Source organism: Priestia sp. 179-F W1.4 NHS (assembly GCF_045369295.1).
In the GTDB taxonomy this organism is placed as follows: Bacteria; Bacillota; Bacilli; order Bacillales; family Bacillaceae_H; genus Priestia; species Priestia zanthoxyli.
Genome location: NZ_JBIQFF010000002.1, coordinates 479788 through 498938, shown reverse-complemented (window position 1 = coordinate 498938; position 19151 = coordinate 479788). Strand labels below are relative to the sequence as shown.

The 19151-nt window shown below is 38.2% G+C and carries 16 protein-coding genes; 11 read left to right on the top strand and 5 right to left on the bottom strand.

The window, feature by feature from the left end:
* The first annotated feature begins 4 nt into the window (after window positions 1-4).
* The 4 genes from ACH0CI_RS13045 to ACH0CI_RS13030 all read left to right on the top strand — a co-directional run bounded on the left by ACH0CI_RS13045 (window position 5) and on the right by ACH0CI_RS13030 (window position 4709).
* Window positions 5-1510 (top strand): sugar ABC transporter ATP-binding protein, encoded by a 1506-nt coding sequence (locus ACH0CI_RS13045; RefSeq protein ID WP_335707189.1) that lies wholly within the window; start codon window positions 5-7, stop codon window positions 1508-1510.
* A complete protein-coding gene (locus ACH0CI_RS13040) occupies window positions 1507-2541 on the top strand; it encodes an ABC transporter permease (protein ID WP_028414163.1) in 1035 nt (344 codons plus the stop codon). Before ACH0CI_RS13045 ends, ACH0CI_RS13040 begins: the two co-directional genes overlap by 4 nt.
* 86 nt (window positions 2542-2627) lie before the next feature.
* The gene (locus ACH0CI_RS13035) at window positions 2628-3968 is read left to right on the top strand and encodes a CoA-disulfide reductase (RefSeq protein ID WP_406901563.1); all 1341 of its coding nucleotides are present in this window, start codon (window positions 2628-2630) and stop codon (window positions 3966-3968) included.
* Window positions 3969-4469: 501 nt separating this feature from the next.
* Window positions 4470-4709, top strand: a complete 240-nt coding sequence (locus tag ACH0CI_RS13030) for a Spo0E family sporulation regulatory protein-aspartic acid phosphatase (protein ID WP_406901562.1) — start codon at window positions 4470-4472, stop codon at window positions 4707-4709.
* Between the two features lie 64 nt (window positions 4710-4773).
* On the opposite strand, the gene ACH0CI_RS13025 is transcribed toward ACH0CI_RS13030, so the two are convergent.
* A complete protein-coding gene (locus tag ACH0CI_RS13025) occupies window positions 4774-5505 on the bottom strand; it encodes a ZIP family metal transporter (RefSeq protein ID WP_335707187.1) in 732 nt (243 codons plus the stop codon).
* Window positions 5506-5661: 156 nt separating this feature from the next.
* On the bottom strand, window positions 5662-6429 hold the full coding sequence (locus ACH0CI_RS13020; RefSeq protein ID WP_028414160.1) for a DUF4931 domain-containing protein: 768 nt from the start codon (window positions 6427-6429) through the stop codon (window positions 5662-5664).
* Window positions 6430-6628: 199 nt separating this feature from the next.
* On the opposite strand from ACH0CI_RS13020, the gene ACH0CI_RS13015 reads away from it, so the two are divergent.
* Both ACH0CI_RS13015 and ACH0CI_RS13010 read left to right on the top strand, forming a co-directional pair.
* Entirely contained in the window at window positions 6629-7099 is a 471-nt protein-coding gene (locus ACH0CI_RS13015) for a MarR family winged helix-turn-helix transcriptional regulator (RefSeq protein WP_013082231.1), read from the top strand.
* Between the two features lie 170 nt (window positions 7100-7269).
* Window positions 7270-8964, top strand: coding sequence for a M3 family oligoendopeptidase (locus ACH0CI_RS13010; protein ID WP_406901561.1), 1695 nt, complete (start codon window positions 7270-7272; stop codon window positions 8962-8964).
* Window positions 8965-8989: 25 nt separating this feature from the next.
* Here the strand turns inward: ACH0CI_RS13010 and ACH0CI_RS13005 are convergent, their stop codons facing one another.
* Window positions 8990-10573, bottom strand: a complete 1584-nt coding sequence (locus ACH0CI_RS13005) for a PAS domain S-box protein (protein WP_406901560.1) — start codon at window positions 10571-10573, stop codon at window positions 8990-8992.
* Between the two features lie 340 nt (window positions 10574-10913).
* Between ACH0CI_RS13005 and ACH0CI_RS13000 the strand changes: the two genes are divergently transcribed.
* Complete coding sequence (locus tag ACH0CI_RS13000) at window positions 10914-11192, top strand: hypothetical protein (protein WP_033578378.1); 279 nt, start codon at window positions 10914-10916, stop codon at window positions 11190-11192.
* Window positions 11193-11242: 50 nt separating this feature from the next.
* On the opposite strand, the gene ACH0CI_RS12995 is transcribed toward ACH0CI_RS13000, so the two are convergent.
* A complete protein-coding gene (locus ACH0CI_RS12995; protein WP_406901558.1) occupies window positions 11243-13357 on the bottom strand; it encodes an ATP-dependent Clp protease ATP-binding subunit in 2115 nt (704 codons plus the stop codon).
* Window positions 13358-13776: 419 nt separating this feature from the next.
* Here ACH0CI_RS12995 and nhaC point away from each other — a divergent pair, with 419 nt between their 5' ends.
* The 3 genes from nhaC (at window position 13777) to ACH0CI_RS12980 (ending at window position 16547) form a co-directional block, all read left to right on the top strand.
* Window positions 13777-15159 carry a Na+/H+ antiporter NhaC gene (nhaC, locus tag ACH0CI_RS12990; RefSeq protein ID WP_406901557.1) on the top strand — a complete coding sequence of 461 codons (1383 nt, stop codon included), beginning with the start codon at window positions 13777-13779 and terminating at the stop codon, window positions 15157-15159.
* 293 nt (window positions 15160-15452) lie between these two features.
* Entirely contained in the window at window positions 15453-16334 is an 882-nt protein-coding gene (locus tag ACH0CI_RS12985) for an alpha/beta hydrolase family protein (RefSeq protein ID WP_406901555.1), read from the top strand.
* An 87-nt stretch (window positions 16335-16421) separates the two neighbouring features.
* A complete protein-coding gene (locus ACH0CI_RS12980) occupies window positions 16422-16547 on the top strand; it encodes a DUF6254 family protein (protein WP_013082238.1) in 126 nt (41 codons plus the stop codon).
* Between the two features lie 65 nt (window positions 16548-16612).
* On the opposite strand, the gene ACH0CI_RS12975 is transcribed toward ACH0CI_RS12980, so the two are convergent.
* Window positions 16613-17332, bottom strand: a complete 720-nt coding sequence (locus ACH0CI_RS12975) for a 3-ketoacyl-ACP reductase (RefSeq protein ID WP_406901554.1) — start codon at window positions 17330-17332, stop codon at window positions 16613-16615.
* A gap of 207 nt (window positions 17333-17539) precedes the next feature.
* Between ACH0CI_RS12975 and ACH0CI_RS12970 the strand changes: the two genes are divergently transcribed.
* A complete protein-coding gene (locus ACH0CI_RS12970) occupies window positions 17540-19138 on the top strand; it encodes a spore germination protein (protein ID WP_028414152.1) in 1599 nt (532 codons plus the stop codon).
* The last annotated feature ends 13 nt before the right edge of the window (window positions 19139-19151 follow it).

Genomic DNA, 19151 nt, shown 5'->3' with positions numbered 1-19151 from the left:
AGACATGACGAACGAGCTTTCAATGAAGAACATTACAAAAAACTTTGGTTCTTTTCAAGCGCTGAACAAAGTTGATTTTACTGTTCAAAAAGGGGAAATTCATGCTTTATTGGGAGCCAATGGTGCCGGTAAAAGTACGTTGATGAAAATATTGTGCGGAGCTTACGACGAGTACGAAGGAAAGACCTACAAAGACGGAGGAGAAATCTCTATTTCTTCTCCTAAGGAAGCGAAGAGCCACGGCATCGGCATTGTACACCAAGAAGTCGATGTAGCGCTGATTCCTTCGCTATCAGTAGCTGAAAACATTGTGTTAGACGTGCAGGTTTCTAAGAAAAGTAAGACATTTGTAAACTGGAAATCTATTTATAAGAAAGCGGAAGAAGCTCTTTCTTTACTTGGTTCTTCTTTATCCGTTAAAAAAAATGTTGTTGATCTAACTCTATCAGAAAAACAGCAGGTGCTTATTGCACGTGCAATTGTACAGAATGTTGATTATTTAATTTTGGATGAACCAACCGCACCTCTTAGTGTGGAAGAGACGAAACAATTGTTTTCTGTGATGAGAGAGCTGAAGAAAAGCGGAGTAGGCATTATTTATATTTCACATCGCCTTCAAGAAGTGGTTGATATTTGCGACCGCTTAACGGTTTTAAAGGACGGACGCTATGTAGCTACAAAAGAAACTTCACATACATCAATTGAAGACGTGATTACGCTCATGTTAGGAACGTCTTCTGTAAAACAGTGGGTCAAAAAATCAGTAGAAGTTGGAAACGAACTTTTACATGTAGAAGCATTATCCCTTCCAGGGCGCCTTTCGAATATCTCTTTTCATGTAAAAGAAGGAGAGGTAGTCGGTATTGCAGGGCTTGTAGGAGCAGGGAAAACGGAGCTTTGCCGAAGTCTATTTGGTTTAGAGCAATATGTCAGCGGCAGCGTTCGGTTAAAAGGCAAGAAACTAAAGTTGAATAAGCAGCCGTATTATTATATTGCACAAGGTCTTTCTCTTGTTCCTGAAGAACGAAGAAAAGAAGGAATTTTTGTTCATGAATCGATTGCCGATAACTTAGTTTTGCCAAGTCTGTCCCGCTTTACAAATTATTCGTTTCTAAAGCGAGGAAAGATTAAAGAAAAAGCGCAGAAAACGACTGGGCAAGTTGGCGTAAAGTCTCATTCTATCGAGCAGTCAGTTGGAACGTTAAGCGGTGGAAATCAGCAGAAAGTAGCAATCGGAAAATGGCTTGTTACGGATTCTGACGTACTGTTGTTCGATGAGCCAACTAAAGGGGTTGATGTGGGCTCTAAGCGAGAGATATTCGACTTAATTACAGGGCTTGTGTCACAGCAAAAAGGCGTTGTTTATGCAACCTGTGAATTCGAGGAGCTGCTAGGGGTAGCGGATCGAATTTATGTTATGTACAACGGGAAAATCGTGAAAGAATTATCCAAAGAAGAAGCAACTAGTGAAAAATTATTTTATTATACAGCAGGAGGAGTAAAAGGATGAGTGCGGAGTATGTAACAGAACCTGTAGCGAAACCAAAGAGAAAAATAAGCGTTTTCGACTTTTTTTACAAATATGGGACAGTCTTAATGATTTTTGTTATTATGATTATTTTTTCCATTGCCACACCTAACTTTTTAACAGGAGAAAACATTAGTGATATTCTGCGCTCTATTTCCATTGTTACCTTAATTGCGCTTGGTGTAACGATATCGTTAACCGTCAACGGACTCGACTTATCTGTAGGATCTACGGCTGGTTTAGCCACTATTTTATCAGCTTCTATGCTCGTTTTACACAGACAAGAAATTGCAGTTGCGATCATTGTTCCGATTATTGCATCGCTTCTCATCGGGTTAGTGAATGCTTTTTTAGTAGTGAAAGTAAAGATTCCTGATATTTTAGCCACGCTTTCCATGATGTTTATCGTACAGGGGATTTTATTAACGTATACAAAAGGCTCAGCTATTTATACCAATATGCCTTTACCAAGCGGAGAAAGAGCTCCGGGAATTTTCATTCCTTCTTTCCTTGCGCTGGGGCAAGGTCACTTTCTAGGTATTCCCGTCCCTGTGATCATTATGCTGCTGACTGTGCTGCTTGTTCATATCGTTTTTTCCTATACAAAGTTTGGTCGTTTTTTCTACGTAACAGGAGGTAACATAGAAGCAGCAAGACTTTCGGGTGTACCGGTTAATCGTTATCGTATGTATGCCTATATGTTTTCAGGTTTGCTTGCTGGAATTGGAGGAGTCGTTTTAGCTGCCCGTATTGGAGTAGGAGAAGTGAACGCAGGCTCACCATTTTTAATGGATGCCGTAGCTGCGACATACATTGGCTTTTCCGTATTTGGAGCAGGGAAACCGAATGTATTCGGGACGCTGATTGGCTCTATTTTAATTGGTGTGCTGTTAAATGGATTAACGATGCTAAATGTTCCGTATTATATGCAAGATATTATTAAAGGAGCTGTATTAGCAGGAGCCTTGGCTTTAACGTATTACCGCTCGAAACAAACATCTACGGCTGTGTAAACAGCCGTTTTTTTTCGTTTGAAATCGGGAAGAATAAGGAAAAACAATAGTATAATCTATTATTTATGTAGAAAGAGGGAGTATAGATGAAACGTGTCGTCATTATAGGAGGAGTAGCCGCCGGAATGAGCGCAGCTTCACAGCTTCGCCGGATGAAAGAAAAAGAAGAAGTGGAAATCCTTGTGTTTGAAAAAGGTGGAGATATCTCTTACAGCGCATGTGGCATGCCTTACTATCTGTCAGGTGTTGTAAAAGAAAAAGACGATTTGATTGCTCGTACGAAACAAGAGTTTGAAGAGCGAAATATCTCTGTCCATCTTTTTCACGAAGTTAAAGAAGTAAACCATACAAAGAAATACATAGTAGCACAAGATGTCAAAACGCACGCTGAAAAAGAGATAACATATGATGAACTCATCATTGCAACTGGAACAACGGCTGTTAAACCTAATTTTATGAGTGATAACATGCCGAATGTATGCACATTAAAGTCATTAGAAGACAGCGAAAGAATCTATACATATCTACAGGCTCACTCCGTAGAAAAAGTCACTATTATTGGTGGAGGATATGTCGGAATGGAAGTAGCTGAAGCAATGAAGGCTTTGGGAAAAGAAGTACGGGTCATTGAACAGGGAAAGCAGATTCTATCTATTTTAGATCAAGACATGGCAGAGCATTTACAAAAGCAGCTAGATGACGATATTTTATTTCATTTCGAAGAAGAAGTGGAAGCATTGCTGCATTCAGATGGTTGCGTCACTCACGTTCAAACAAACCGTCAAACGTACCAAACGGATTTAGTGATTGTAAATGTAGGAGTTCGTCCGAATACGCAATTCTTAGAAAGAAACGGACTAAGAATGCTTGAAAATGGAGCTATTTTAGTAAACGAGAAGTTGGAAACCAACGTGCCTCATATCTACGCAGCGGGAGATTGTGCAACGAGCTATCACCGCGTATTAAAAAAAGATGTTCATATTGCTCTTGGAACCATTGCCAATAAGCAGGGAAGGGTTCTTGGTTACCGATTAGGGGGAGAAAATAGAGAATTTCCGGGTGTTTTAGGTACAAGTATTGTCAAAGTGATGGACTATGAAATTGGAAAAACCGGCATCTCAGAAAGAGAAGCAAGAGAAAATTCTCTTTTATACAAAACCATCACAGCCGAGGCTCCGAGTCATGCTTCTTACTATCCAGGAGCTGAGAAGATGGTCATAAAACTTGTTTATCATCCTGAAACAAAAGAGATTTTAGGAGTTCAGATGGTTGGGAAAGAAGGAGTTGCAAAACGAATCGATGTATTTGCGACAGCTATTACTTGCCGCCTCACAACAGATGAAATAACCATGCTAGATCTTTCGTATGCCCCTCCTTTTGCTACGGTATGGGATGCTGTACAAATCGCTGCTCAAAAAGCTGAATAAAAAAGAGGCTGGGACAAAAGTAGTTGAGTCCAAGTAAAAAAAGAACCATTCATCAACCTGTTTGATGAGTGGTTCTTTTTTTGTGATGGTGCACATCGTTTTATTTGTTTCGTTCCTTCTAGCAATTGATTGGAGGGCAGGGAGAAGACTCCTGCGGGAAAAGAGGCTCAGCGGCCGCCCGCGGAAAGCGAAGCCTTGCACGGAAATCAATTGCGGTGTCATAAGCAGTCCAGCTCATGTATCTCATTTGTTCGTCTTTCGATTGGATTTATTTCGTTATGTCTCAACCTCTTTTTTATTCGACAAGCAGCATCTTTTGTCGAAAAACAACTTGTAAAAAAAAGATAAACGGTATTCCTATAGTAATGTAAGCGTTTGTAAATTCCGACAAAATAATTTTTTTGCGAAAAAAATGTCTATTATTGCGACTCTATTTACATATTTAGTAGAATTTGTAATAATGCGTTATAAGCTAATTTCTTTGTCATAGGAGAGGATTTTGTGTTTGGAGTGAGAAATAGAACGAAATCAGAGAGATTATTAGTGGAAATCGTCCAAAAAAGACAAAAGATGGTGCAGCTCGGAGAAGAAAAAGGTCTGACTAATGAAGAAACCGTTACCTGTAGTCAAGAGCTTGATCAGCTCTTACTCGTTTATCAAAAGCAGCGTTTAAAAGAAGAGGAAGAAAAGACATCGTTTGCCACAATGATCAGCCGCTTTTTATCTTTTTCAAAGCTGTAATGCAGGACAAGCATTCGGGATCGGGCAGTGAAACAATTACGCTGCCCGTGGCCTCTCTTCAGCTTTAAAAAATGTTAATTAAAAAAATCATAAACAAAATACCAAAAATAAACGAATAAGTAGCAAATCTTTCGTTTCCATCGCCGTGACTTTCCGGAATTAACTCTTTATAAATAATAAAAAGCATGGCTCCGGCAGCAAACGCTAATCCATATGAAACGAGAGACTCCACAAAATTAGTTAAATAAAACCCGAGTAAAGACGTTACAATTTCAACTGATCCTGTAAGGGTAGCAATTAAAAATGCTTTTATTTTACTGATATTTTGCTGAGCTAAAAATAGCGCGACCAACAGTCCTTCAGGTGCATTTTGAAGACCGATTGCAAGGGCAATTAAGTTCCCTGTATTTTCAACATTTGAAGCGTAGCTCACACCAACAGACAGTCCTTCAGGAAGGTTGTGCAACGTAATAGCGGACACAATTAAAAGTGCTTTTTCATCAAATTGAATGCCGGTTTTAGAATGCTCAAGATCAATGTGAGGAATATTCTGCTCCAAGAGTGTTAATGTTACAACTCCAAGCAGTAAGCCAATTGCTAAGGAAAAAAAACCTCCGCTTTGAAGAGATTCTGGAATTAAGCTCATAGTCGAAGCAGCCGTCATAATACCTGCAGTGAGCGCAAGAAGCACATCTTTCCATCGATGAGTGAGTTCTTGATTCAAAAACAGAATAGGCAAAGCACCTACTCCAGTCGATAGGGCAGAAAGAATGCTTCCAATTAGTACCTCAGTCATAAACCGTCTCCTTTTACGTATTCTTCTTTTTATCCTCAATTCACATCGTTCTTTTAGTGTATGTTTTTTTGTTTTCTATGAGCATGACTATTTTAAAAACGAACAGCTTTATGCAATAATTTTACAAAAAAGTTGAACCAGTGAAGGTTCAACTTTTTAGGTAAAGTACAGCTCCTGAACTTGGTTAGCAATGTGCTCAAGCTTATTGGAAACTTGAGGAATGCCATACCCTACGTACAAAGGGGATGTGGCAAAGCGAGGAATGATTTTCGCCGCAATTTTGCCGTTTTTAAGATTATAAAAAAACAAGTTGTAGCTCGTGCAGCTACGATGAAAATGGTTTAATAAATAGTGAGCGGCCGTTTGAAGATAATCTGCAAACGTGTGCAGCTCTTTGTCAAGCTGATCTGTTATCACGTTAAATTCAAAAAAGCCCATTCGAGGTTTTACAGATAAATTAAATGTGACGTGTTCATTTTTGGCAATTGTGACTCCTTCAAACTGCTCTAGCTTCACATTTTCATTTACATCCATCTCATTTAAACCAATAATTTGCATATGAGGATGTCGTAATGATCCTCCGGACATGGGGCCGTGGTTTTTAAAGAAAAGAACAGAAGCATATTCTCCGCTGTTCATCATCGATATCCATCGTTCAGTAGCAAAACTCAGCAAGGTATACAGATGTTCTTTTGGATAAATAGATAGTTCTGACGAACACTCATCGGTCTCAATAATAACCGTCTGATAAGCATCTTGCAGAACGGGAAACTTATTTTTTAGCCAAATGATAGGTCCTTGTTTTTCAATGATGCCTGTAAGAGATTCTACGTCGCAAAAGGGACAGGGGTTTTGCCGGTTAACGATTGTTTCAGGCTTTTGCGAACCAATCGCGGAATTAAATAATAAATGGGTTGGTTTCATAATCATTCACCTTTTTATGTAATGTTCATATGTTTATTGTATTAAAAGCATATGTATAAATCCACTTATATACATTTTTTATCAAAAAAATTGTACAAGCAGAGAGAATAACCGATGAAATAAGCCTGCTTTGATTGACTTTGAAGGGAAATTTTAGTATTATCTTGATATCAAGATAATATCAAAGGAACTGATTAAAATGACGAATGATGTAACTAGAGAAGAGTTAGACCAATCTCTTAAATTATTTATTGTACTATCTCGTGCCAATCGTTCAATTAATGATCATGTGCATAAATTTATTCAACAGCATGGAATGAATCCAACCGAATTCGCTGTCCTAGAGTTATTGTATCACAAAGGCCAGCAGCCTCTTCAGCAAATTGGCGGAAAAATTCTGTTGGCAAGCGGCAGTATTACGTATGTAGTAGACAAGCTTGAGAAAAAAGGCTTCTTGGAGCGCGTTGCTTGTCCGAACGATCGTCGCGTAACCTATGCAGCTATCACCAAGCAAGGCAAGGAAATGATTGAAAGCATGTTTCCGAGTCACGAAAAAAGAATTCATGATATTTTATCCGTTTTATCTAGCGAAGAAAAGGAAGTTGCCATTTCGATGCTTAAGAAACTAGGGCACTATGCAGATGAATTTTTGCCGGAATCGACTAATTAAGTAAGGAAAGCTCGTTTGTTTCTTTTGAACAAACGAGTTTTTTCTATGACTTCTTTCATGACCAATCGACATAAAAAATAAAAAGTGACAAAAAATTGAAATTAACAGGAATACAGCTGGATAAAAACGAATTAGGTTACATACAGACAATAGAGGAAGGGGAATAAATGATGAAATTTGAGAATTATACATATACGCGACCTGATATGAATGAAATTGAAAAGCAGTTTGAAAAGGCCATTACACATTTTACGGAAGCAGGGTCAGTCAGTCAGCAAAATGAGGCAATTCGTCTAGCAAACGATGCGTATTCTCAGTACAGTACAATGGGGAACATCTGCTATATTCGTCATTCTATCGACACAGCCAATGAATTTTATAAAGAAGAACAAGACTATTTTGATGAAACACAGCCGCTTTTAGAAGGATACGTAGAGAAATTTTACAAAGCCTTAATCTCTTCACCTTTTAAACCGGAACTAGAAGAAAAGTGGGGAAAGCAGCTGTTTTCTCTTGCTGAAATGCAGTTAAAAACGTTCTCTCCTGAAATAGTAAAAGAGCTGCAGGAAGAAAATAAGCTATCATCTCAATATACGAAGCTAGTGGCGTCAGCTAAAATTGTATTTGAAGGAGAAGAAAGAACGTTAGCTCAGCTCGATCCGTTTATGGAGTCACCTGATCGAGAAATGAGAAAAAAAGCAGCAGAAGCGAAGTTTCAATTTTTTACTGATCATGAAGAGGAATTTGATGATATTTACGACAAGCTTGTAAAAGTGCGGACTAAGCTTGCTGAAAAATTAGGCTATAAAAATTTCGTAGAAGTGGGCTATGCTCGTATGTCTAGAATAGGGTACGATGCTGAAATGGTTGCCACTTTTCGCCAACAAGTGAAAGAGTATATTGTTCCCCTTACTGAAAAACTAAAAAAGCGTCAGCAGGAAAGAATTCAAGTAGAGAGCTTAACTTATTATGATGAACCGTTTCAGTTTGAAACAGGAAACGCAGTGCCAAAAGGTGATGAAAAGTGGATTATTGAAAATGGACGGGTTATGTATAAGGAGCTTTCTAAAGAAACGGACGAATTTTTTTCCTTTATGCTTGAAAATAATTTAATGGATTTAGTCGCTAAAAAGGGCAAAGCAGGCGGAGGCTACTGTACGTTTATTGAAGAATACAAAGCGCCGTTTATTTTTTCAAACTTTAATGGAACATCAGGCGATATTGATGTGTTAACGCATGAAGCAGGGCATGCTTTTCAAGTGTATTCCAGCCGAGATATGGAAACCAATGAGTATCACTGGCCTACGCATGAAGGAGCTGAAATTCATTCGATGAGCATGGAGTATTTTACATGGCCTTGGATGGAGTTGTTCTTTAAAGAGGACAAAGATAAATACCAGTTTTCTCATTTAAGCTCAGGCTTAACTTTCTTGCCTTACGGGGTAGCAGTTGATGAATTTCAGCATGCTGTATACGAACGCCCCGAGATGACGCCTTCGGAACGAAAACAAACGTGGCGAGAAATTGAAAAGAAATATATGCCTTCTAAAAACTATGACGGCCATCACTATCTAGAAAGCGGGGGCTTCTGGCAGCGTCAGCTTCATATTTACACGTCTCCGTTTTATTATATTGATTACACGCTCGCTCAAATTTGTGCATTTCAATTTTGGAAAAAAGATCGGGAAAATCATGAACAAGCATGGCAAGATTACGTTCATTTGTGTAAGCTTGGCGGAAGTAAGCCATTTTTAGAATTAGTAGAGGAAGCGAATTTGATCTCTCCATTCGAAGAGGGCTGCGTGCAGTCTGTAGTAGATGAAATTGAAAGCTATTTAAATAGTATTGATGATAAAAAGCTATAAAAAAAGCCGCGTTTGCGGCTTTTTTTTATTGACATGTTCCTTTTTTCCATAAAGGAATCGTAAGGGTAACGCTGGTTCCTTCGCCCACAGTGCTTTTAATCTCAAATGTTCCTTTATGCTGATACAGAATGTTTTTAATCACAACAAGTCCAAGACCCGTGCCTGATGGCTTCGTAGTAAAAAAGGGCTTTTGAATGTGCGTAAGCAAATTTGAGGGAATACCTACTCCTGTATCTTTAATGAAAATAGTAAGGCCTTTAGTATGCTGAGTAACGTTTAAATGGATTTCTCCTCCGCTAGGCATAGCTTCGAGCGCATTTTTTAATAAATTAATGAGTACTTGCTTAATTTGATTGGCATCACAGCAGATGTATGTATGCGGAGCTTCCACCTGCGTTTTAACTACGACGTTTTTTAATACACATTCTGATTCATACAGAAGAATAACGTCATTTAAAATAGTAGAGAATGCATGTTTTTTCATAACCGTATCATGAGGTTTAGCGAGCAATAAAAATTCTCCAACGATTGAGTTAATACGATTCAGTTCACTCAGCATGATGGTTGTATAAGAATGATAGCGGCTGCTGTCTTCATGAATAAGCTGAATAAATCCATTCAGGGAAGTAAGCGGATTTCGAATTTCATGAGCGATGCCCGCTGCCATTTCGCCGGCTAAAGATAATTTATCGGTTTGGCGAAGAAATTTTTCTGTTTCCTTTTCTTCTGTAAGATCGCGTGAAATACCAAAAAGCGCAACGACTTGCTGATCACGATTAAAAATAGGTGAAACAGTAATTTCTACGTCAATTATTTTTCCGTCTTTTCGCTTATCTTGGGTTTCAAAGGCTACCAGCTTTTCTCCTTTTTTAACCCTTTCTAATCGGTTTTCAGCGTCGCCTTTTAAGCCAGCAGGAATAAATGGGATGGCTTTTCCGACAATCTCTTCCGCTTTCCATCCGTATATTTGCTCAAAAGCATCGTTTACTTTAATCACTTTGCCGTCTAGACTGAACACGGAAATGGCGTCGCGATTGTATGTGAAAAAAGATTGTAAATACTCTTGAGCTGAGTAAAGTTCATCTTCGGTTTTGTTCATTTTGACCGTCGTAATAGCAATTAATTTTTTAGAGAAATGAGCACAATACAACAAAATAATCATTGTGATCAGCGTAAACAAAATGAAATAAACGATATCTAATTTCACGAAAGTCACAGATGTAAAAAGAGTGTTGCTTACATAAAAGTACAAAACAATTATTATGGACATTAATGTAGAAGTTACAATAGCGATATAGCTATAGTAAATAAAGCTAACAATTATTCCAAGAAACAAAAACAAATAATTAATAACAGCAGGTTCAATAGATGTTATGTACGCAATATAGGCATAATAGCATATAAAAAAAGAATACATAATGATAGCAGGATGAAAACGAAAGTAGTACATAGCCGTCACTACCAATAATAAAATTCCTCCGCTTATAAAAACAATCATATTAGGATCAGCTGCAATAAAGTGATATAACACAATGTGGACAAAATACAGCAGCCAAAAAATAAGTAAAAGAATAAAATTACGTTTTTTTATGAGGTTGTGTGATTCCATAAAAAATCCCTTTCTTAAATGGTGAATAATTTTATAGGAGAATAACTTCATAGTCAGCTAGTCGCACGATACAGTAATATATCACTCATATTAGCATAGTTACAACTATGTGAATAGCCGAATTGAGCACTTAGACCAAGGAAGATAGATCTAGAATGTGGCTGGTCATAAACTATTAAGGAAATATGAGGGGAATATGAACGAAATGAAGGAGATGTAAAGCTTTTGTGATAACCTTGTAAAAGTGAACTTTTTTCCAATTGGATAGGCTATACTGCCAGTAGAGCCATATGAATGGTGACTACATAGAGGCTCAGATGATTCGAAAGGAGACGGTAAAATGAACAAAAGTTTATTAGTCAAGTTATTTGGATCACTTCTAGCAATTATGTTAATCACAGCATGCAACTCACAAACGGATGAAAAAGATGCAACAGAACAGCAAACCGAACAGTCGGATGATACTCAATCGGAGGATACAACGACAGATGATTCACAGGAAACAATGAAGCAAGACGAAGCAGATGACTCATCTGGGGATGAAGCAGCTGATGATCAAGAAGAATCAACGGATAGTGCGGACGAAAAAACAGATGAAAAAACAGATGAAAGTAAATAAACGAAAGTATTTCTATAAAAAAAGCGACTCAAGTAGAGTCGCTTTTTCTATTAGTTTTGTACGGTGATTTCGCTTGCTTCATTTAACGTTACGTTCACTGTTGATACGTCCGCATCACCTAACAGTAAATCTGTAATTCGATCTTCAAGCTGTTCTTGAATTGCTCGGCGGAGTGGTCTAGCACCGAATGCAGGGTGATAGCCAAGTTCAGCCAGTTTTTCTTTTACCTCATCTGTTACGCTCAGCGTGATGTTTTGTTCTTGTAATGTTTCTTTTAATTCAGCAAGCATAAGGTCAACGATTTTAATCAAGTTATCTTTTTCAAGGTGATTAAATTCAATGATTGTATCAAATCGATTTAAAAACTCTGGTTTGAAATAAGATGAAAGTGAATCTAAAACGGATGCCTGCTTAAGCGCATCATTTTCTGCGTCAAACCCAACCGTAATTTTCTTTTCACCTACACCAGCGTTACTTGTCATAATGATAACCGTGTCTTTGAAGCTTACTGTGCGACCTTGACTATCCGTTAGACGTCCATCTTCTAAAATTTGCAAAAACATATGCTGAACGTCTGGATGAGCTTTTTCAATTTCATCTAGTAAGATGATGGAATAAGGGTTACGGCGTACTTTCTCTGTTAATTGTCCTGCCTCTTCGTGACCTACGTAGCCAGGAGGTGAACCGATTAATTTAGACACCGCGTGTTTTTCCATGTATTCACTCATATCTAGACGAACCATAGCATCTTTTGAGCCGAATAGTTCTTCAGCTAATGTTTTGGTTAACTCTGTTTTACCGACACCTGTTGGACCAACAAATAAGAATGAACCAATTGGGCGATGCTTCGCTTTTAATCCAGCGCGAGAACGTCGAATCGCTTTTGCTACTTTTTCTACAGCTTCCTGCTGTCCGATTACTTTTTGAGCTAAGTGCTCTGCTAAATGCTTCATTTTTGCTGATTCATTTTCTTGAAGTTTACCAACAGGGATACCCGTTTTCTTTTCAATAATGGCTTGAATGTCAGCAATATCCACGTTCATTTTTTGCTGTTCTTCGTTTAGTTGTTTTTCAAGAGCAGCTTCTTCATCGCGGAGTTTTGCCGCTACTTCATATTTTTCATCCTTTAGCGCCTGCTCTTTTTCTTTTGTAATTTCTTTTAAGCGAGCGGCTGCGTCGTCTTTATTTGTAATGCCTGCCTGTAAGTTCATTTTTGAACCTGCTTCATCTAGCAAGTCAATTGCTTTATCAGGCAAGAAACGATCTTGAATGTAGCGGTGTGATAAATTTACACAAGCGCGGATCGCTTCATCTGTATAGCTAACGCCGTGATAATCTTCATATTTACTTTGAATTCCTTTTAGAATTTCAACGGCTTCTTCTACAGACGGTTCGTGAACCATAACCGGCTGGAAACGTCGTTCAAGAGCCGCATCTTTTTCAATGGAACGGTACTCTTTTAAAGTGGTAGCTCCGACTACTTGAAGTTCACCTCGTGCAAGAGCAGGTTTTAAAATATTGCTTGCGTCCATTGAACCTTCCGCTGAACCTGCTCCTACAAGAAGGTGGATTTCATCGATAAATAAAATCACGTTTTTTCGCTGTTGAAGCTCAGAAATTAACTGTTTCATACGCTCTTCAAATTGACCTCGCACGCCCGTATTAGCTACGAGTGATGCTACATCTAACAGATATACATCTTTATTTAGCAGCTTTGCAGGAACTTTTCCTTCCGCAATTTTTAAAGCTAACCCTTCGACTACAGCTGTTTTACCAACACCGGGTTCTCCAATTAGTACCGGGTTGTTTTTGTTTCTTCTATTTAAAATTTCAATGACGCGCTCTACTTCTTCTTCGCGGCCAATAACAGGGTCAATTAATCCCGTTTTCGCAATTTGAGTTAAGTTTCGACCAAATTGATCTAAAAAGCCGCCGCCGCCGTTTCCTTGCTGTGGCTGCTCCGGTGCAGCTTGTTCGTGCGCCATTTGCTTGAATAAATCATCGATGTTCATAAAGCCGCCACCTCCAAAACCTGATGGGATTTTATGTTCTTTCATTAGTGCTTGATAACATGTATGACATAAACGATATTGAGATTTTTGATTATTTGTTTGTACATTTAATTGAATAGATGCTTCACGTTTATTACAGTTTTGACAAATCATTTAATTAGCCTCCCTAAATGATTTTAATCGAAGATCAGCAGGTGTTTGACCTTTCTTGACCTTTCATAATCTTATTATACTTTGACCTTTTTTGACTTTCAAGTCTTTTGCTTAAAAATTTTTTGAGGGAAGTTCCTCGCTTATGTACAAAAGGTAGTACATTAAAAAAACGTGTGTTTTGTGTGTACCCGTTTTATATACATAAAAACATTAGAAGCATTTTGTACAATGATTTGCTTAGATAGAGAATAAATATTAATAAGAAGAAAAGTGGAAAAATGAGTGCAGAGCCTGCCGTTGGATAAAATAAGTTATTGACAGCAAGAAGGATAAAAATTATACTCAAGAAGGTTTGCACTTAACTGCGTAAAAGCATAAAAGCGTTTAAGTGAAAAAGAAAGATAGAAAGGGAATACCTCATGAAAAAAGAAATTTCATTTATACAATCAATAGCGGTGGTTTTGGTGCTATTAGCTATTATTTTTGTTTCATTATTTATGTTAAAGCTGCCGCCTCATATTCCGCTAATATTTGGTGTAGCATTTATTAGTGTGATTGGCTTTTTGTTGAAATATAAGTGGACAGAAATGGAGAAAGGCATTTTAGACGGTGTTAGACTTGGCATTAAGCCTATCCTTATTCTAATGCTGATCGGGATGCTCATTGCGATTTGGATGGTAGGAGGAACGATACCGACGATTTTATCCTACGGCTTCCACTGGATTTCACCGCAGTACTTTTTAATTAGTGCTTTGGTTATCACCGTGTTAGTTTCAACATTCACGGGAAGTTCATTAACAACCGTCAGTACGGTAGGAGTCGCTTTATTTGGCGTGGGAACTGCTATTGGTGTACATCCAGGGCTAGCAGCAGGGATGATTGTTTCAGGAGCTGTGTTTGGAGATAAGATGTCTCCATTGTCTGATACAACAAATTTTGCTTCTGGTATCGTTGAAGTGCCGCTCCCTAAACATATTCAGCATATTACGTGGACGACGGTTCCAAGTATTGTTATTACAGCAATCATTGCATTGGTAATCGGAATGAACGGAAATCATGAAAGCGTCAATTACGGAGAAATTCAAGGGATTCAAGAAGCATTAAAATATACGTTTAATTTACACGTGTTAACGTTGCTTTCTCCACTCTTAGTTCTTATTTTTTCGATGAGAAGAGTCGATGTATTGCCAACGTTAGTTTTAGGTATTGTAACGGCAATCATTACAGGAATGATTACACAGCATGAATTTACGCTGAGTCAATTGCTAGGGGTTCTTCAAAGCGGGCCGGCAATCGAGTCAGGAAATAAAGTAGTCGATGCGATTGTAAACAAAGGCGGATTACAGTCCATGATGTTTTCTATTTCTCTTATCATGATTGCCTTGTCGCTAGGTGGCTTGATGAGAGCGGTTGGAATTATTGATGCTTTATTAAAAGGATTAGCAAAACAAATCCGCCGCAGCGGAGACGTTATTTTTGCTACGCTTCTATCTTCAATTGGAGTGAACGTTATTACAGGAGAACAGTATTTATCAATTCTTCTGCCTGGGCAAACGTTTAAGCCGCTGTATGAAAAGTGGAACTTAGATCCGAAAAACTTATCACGAACGCTTGAAGACGGTGGAACGGTTATTAATGCTATTATTCCGTGGGGTGTCAGCGGAGCTTTTATTTCAACTGCATTAAATATTCCAGCGGCTGACTATATTCCATTTACATTCTTTAGCATTTTATGTCCGATTTTTTCAATTATTTTAGCATATACAGGCATTGGTATTGTCAAGAAAAAAGCTCAGTCTTAACTGGGCTTTTTTCTTTTTAAAAAAGGACAGGTAAAAAACGACAAAAAAAGTATCATTCCACTTTTCAAATCTATAATTTAATAATACAATTTACTATACGTCTTTCCTGTTCATGTACTTGTATGAATTCTTATTTCTTTATTAATGAAGAAATTTGGGTTTTGCGGTATGATAAATGAGCTGTATTGGCGATGGGATGAATGCCCTTTTTAGCAAACATTTAAGAAGGGTAAAGGCAAATGAAAACACTCATTATAAAAGAGAAAAGATATTTGTTGAGGAGAGGGTTTCTGTTGAAAAAATGGGGCATCATTGCATTAATCACTGTAGCTGTGCTCGGTGTGACAGCGGTTTTTAACCGAGCTGAAAGTGATGATGTAAATAAAGAAAAAATGAATTTATTATCGCCTTATTCAAATAAAGTAGATGTATATAGCATTACGTATCCTAGTGATAATTTAAAGATAAAAGGGTTTTTAGTACAGCCTAAAGATATTGCAGACAAACATTATCCGCTTTTAGTATATAATCGCGGAGGAAATCGCGAACATGGCATGATTCGCGCAAAAACACTTCAGTATTTGTCATACTGGGCAAGTAAAGGCTACGTCGTTGTTGCGACTCAATACAGGGGAAATGGCGGAAGTGAAGGAACAGAGACGTACGGCGGTAAAGATATTGACGACGTATTAAATCTTATTAAATGGGGAGAACAGCTTCCTTATGTAAATCACCAGCAAAAGGTAGCGCTAGGATATTCACGCGGCGGTATGATGACGTATTTAACGATGAAAAACGGCGTTAAATTTGATGCTGTTGTCGTACAATCAGGTATTACAGACATGTTTCAATTCTACGACCAAAGAGGGCCTGAAATGAAACAAGTGCTGCGGACAATTGTAGGAGATCCGGCGCAGTATCCAGAGAGGTATAAAAGTCGTTCTGTTGTCTACTGGAGCGATAAAGTAAATTCACCTCTTTTAATTTTACAGGGCGATCATGATCGTAAAGTTCACCACACTCAGGCTGAAAAACTTGTGAAACAGCTAGATGAGCAGGGAAAAGAATACAAATATGTACTGTACAAAAATGGAGACCATCCGCTAACTGCTTATTATGATCAATATAACGCGGAAATTGATAAATGGTTTAAAATACATTTAGCTAAGCAGTAAAGAAATTGGAAGCAGTTTTGATGTATGGAAAAGAGCAGCTTGTTTTATCCTACTACATGTAAGCATATAAAAAGGGGATGAAGCAAAATGACTCAGTCTAAAAGTCAAAAAGAGCGTCAGTGGAACGTACGAAAGCAATCACAAAACCCATCGCATGGAAAAGTAAAGTCTTTTGAAGAACTATCAGAAGAAATCACGCCTAAACGTAAATAAGCTAACTATCATATAAAAGAAGACACAAAAAAGGAGAGCTGAAGCTCTCCTTTTTCTATGTTTGTTTATGGATTTGTAGACCACATGCCCGCAGATTTGATAAAAATACGCGGATGCAGCTTTAATTGTGCTACCATAATTTCTGCTAGGTCTTCAGGCTGCATCACTTTATCAGGATTGCCATCCGTTAAGTTTTCTTTATATGCTAATTCCGTTGCTACTGTACTTGGTGTTAGAGCTGTTACACGAATATTGTGTTTGCGCACTTCTAGCGCTAAAGATTCAGTTAAGCCAAGCACGCCAAATTTTGAAGCGCTGTAAGCACTTGTAACGGGAGCGCCTTTTTGACCAGCAGTGGATGAAATATTGATGATGTCTCCACCATTTTTTTCGATTAATTGAGGTAGAACGGCGCGCGTTACGTAGTAAACGCCCATTAAATTCACATCAATGATTTGTTTCCACTCAGCTGGGTCTAGCTCTAAAAAGCCTCCGAATTTACCGATTCCCGCATTGTTGATTAAGATATCCGTTGCCCCTAATTTTGTATGTAGATGCTCAACTGCTACGTTTACTTCTTCCATAGAAGAAACGTCTGCTGTTGCATAAGCAACTTGTACATCAAATGCTTCCAGTTCAGAAGCAACAGCCTTTAAATCTGCCTCTGTACGAGCAATTAAACCGATATTTACGCCTTCTTTTGCTAATTCAATTGCAGTTGAACGACCGATGCCTTTTCCTGCTCCTGTAATAAGAGCTACTTTGCCTTTAAGTGATTGTGCCATGTATAGACTCCTTTCAATATTCCGTATAAACATTCTTCATAATAACGAAGAATTATCCATTACTATCCTATAGAAATGCACAAATGATGTCAAAAATAAAGATTATTAAAATGGCTTCAAGTATAAATTTCCTTTTCATACAAAAACTATAGAGACTAAAAAGAAGAAATTCCGTTTCTTTTCGTTCAATGTAGTGGAGGATGAACAATGCGTATTAAAAAACTATCGGAGTTAACGAATAAATCCAAACAGCGGAAAGAAAAAGCTGGTGAATCGAAGGACTCTAAGGCAACTAGTGCTTCTTCCACTGAGGAAGAGCAGAAATTGTCGGAGAGAGTGGGAGATAATATCTTCCACATGAAAAAAGCATTGGGACAGAGCACGGACTTAGTGACAAGAGAGTTTCGAATTTCAATTGAAGAAAAATTCACTTTAGGTGTTGCTTACATCGACGGATTGGTAAATAAAGATGAAGTTGAACACTATGCGCTAGACTCCATTATGCATTATCACGATGAGCATTTAACTCATGATGACGGTGTCGTTAATATGTACGAGTTGATTAAAAGCTATAGTTTGGCGGCCGGTGAAATTATGGAAGCCAAAACATTGGATGATGCTCTTCTTCATGTTTTATCAGGAGATACCGTGCTGTTTTTAGAAGGGTATCAAACGTGTATTGTGGCAAGTACAAGAGGGTGGAGAGACAGGGCTGTTTCTGAACCACAATCTCAGACCGTTGTAAGAGGACCTCGAGACAGTTTTACAGAAACACTGCGAACGAATACCGCATTGATTCGGCGCCGAATAAAATCTCCAAAACTTTGGATTGAATCTCAGCAAATAGGAGAGTTTACAAAAACGGATATTGCGCTCGTTTATATAGACGGCATTGCGGATGAACAGGTCATTCAAGAGGTAAAAGAGCGTCTTTCTAAAATTGATATAGACGGTATTTTGGAGAGCGGATATATCGAAGAGTTGATTCAAGATGAAGATTATACACCTTTTCCTACTATGCATAACACGGAGCGTCCAGACTCCGTGGCAGCAGGTCTTTTAGAGGGGCGGATAGCCATTTTAGTAGACGGTACACCTTTTGTATTGATGGTTCCTGCCCTATTTATTCAATTTTTTCAGGCGGCCGAAGATTATTACCAGCGCGCAGATATTAGTACATTGATTCGCTTAATGCGCTACATGGCATTTTTCTTAGCCCTTTTAACACCTTCTGCTTATATTGCTTTAACTACTTTTCATCAAGAGATGCTTCCTTTTGCTTTGTTAATTAGTATTGCAGCTCAAAGGGAAGGTGTGCCTTTTCCAGCTATTATTGAAGCGTTTATTATGGAAATCACGTTTGAAATTTTGCGAGAAGCGGGAGTCCGATTGCCTCGAGCAGTAGGTTCAGCTATTTCAATCGTGGGAGCACTCGTTTTAGGAGAAGCCGCCGTACAAGCTGGATTAGTATCCCCTGCAATGGTTATCGTTGTATCCATCACCGCTATTAGTAACTTTGTTTCACCGGTGTATGATATGGCCATTGCAGTAAGGATGCTGCGCTTTATTTTAATGGTTTTAGCAGCTACTTTTGGCTTGTTCGGTATTATCCTCGGGCTAATTTTAATGATTTTACATTTATGCAGCTTAAGGTCATTTGGAGTCCCTTATATGACACCTATGGCTCCCTTTGTGAAGCGTGATCAAAAGGATGTTCTAATTAGACGTTCGATCAAAAAAATGAAAACAAGGCCAAAGCTTATTAACGAGAAGAATATTTCACGTCAAAAGACGCAAAAAAACTAAACTGTGCAAAGGT

What these genes read in the sequence shown, in the direction of transcription:
- ACH0CI_RS12980 (WP_013082238.1), top strand. Translation starts at nt 16,422, where the DNA reads ATGACTCAGTCTAAAAGTCAAAAAGAGCGTCAGTGGAACGTACGAAAG.
- ACH0CI_RS13040 (WP_028414163.1), top strand. Translation starts at nt 1,507, where the DNA reads ATGAGTGCGGAGTATGTAACAGAACCTGTAGCGAAACCAAAGAGAAAA.
- ACH0CI_RS13010 (WP_406901561.1), top strand. Translation starts at nt 7,270, where the DNA reads ATGAAATTTGAGAATTATACATATACGCGACCTGATATGAATGAAATT.
- ACH0CI_RS12970 (WP_028414152.1), top strand. Translation starts at nt 17,540, where the DNA reads ATGCGTATTAAAAAACTATCGGAGTTAACGAATAAATCCAAACAGCGG.
- ACH0CI_RS12995 (WP_406901558.1), bottom strand. Translation starts at nt 13,357, where the DNA reads ATGATTTGTCAAAACTGTAATAAACGTGAAGCATCTATTCAATTAAAT.
- ACH0CI_RS13000 (WP_033578378.1), top strand. Translation starts at nt 10,914, where the DNA reads ATGAACAAAAGTTTATTAGTCAAGTTATTTGGATCACTTCTAGCAATT.
- ACH0CI_RS13045 (WP_335707189.1), top strand. Translation starts at nt 5, where the DNA reads ATGACGAACGAGCTTTCAATGAAGAACATTACAAAAAACTTTGGTTCT.
- ACH0CI_RS13005 (WP_406901560.1), bottom strand. Translation starts at nt 10,573, where the DNA reads ATGGAATCACACAACCTCATAAAAAAACGTAATTTTATTCTTTTACTT.
- ACH0CI_RS12975 (WP_406901554.1), bottom strand. Translation starts at nt 17,332, where the DNA reads ATGGCACAATCACTTAAAGGCAAAGTAGCTCTTATTACAGGAGCAGGA.
- ACH0CI_RS13035 (WP_406901563.1), top strand. Translation starts at nt 2,628, where the DNA reads ATGAAACGTGTCGTCATTATAGGAGGAGTAGCCGCCGGAATGAGCGCA.
- nhaC (WP_406901557.1), top strand. Translation starts at nt 13,777, where the DNA reads ATGAAAAAAGAAATTTCATTTATACAATCAATAGCGGTGGTTTTGGTG.
- ACH0CI_RS13020 (WP_028414160.1), bottom strand. Translation starts at nt 6,429, where the DNA reads ATGAAACCAACCCATTTATTATTTAATTCCGCGATTGGTTCGCAAAAG.
- ACH0CI_RS13015 (WP_013082231.1), top strand. Translation starts at nt 6,629, where the DNA reads ATGACGAATGATGTAACTAGAGAAGAGTTAGACCAATCTCTTAAATTA.
- ACH0CI_RS13025 (WP_335707187.1), bottom strand. Translation starts at nt 5,505, where the DNA reads ATGACTGAGGTACTAATTGGAAGCATTCTTTCTGCCCTATCGACTGGA.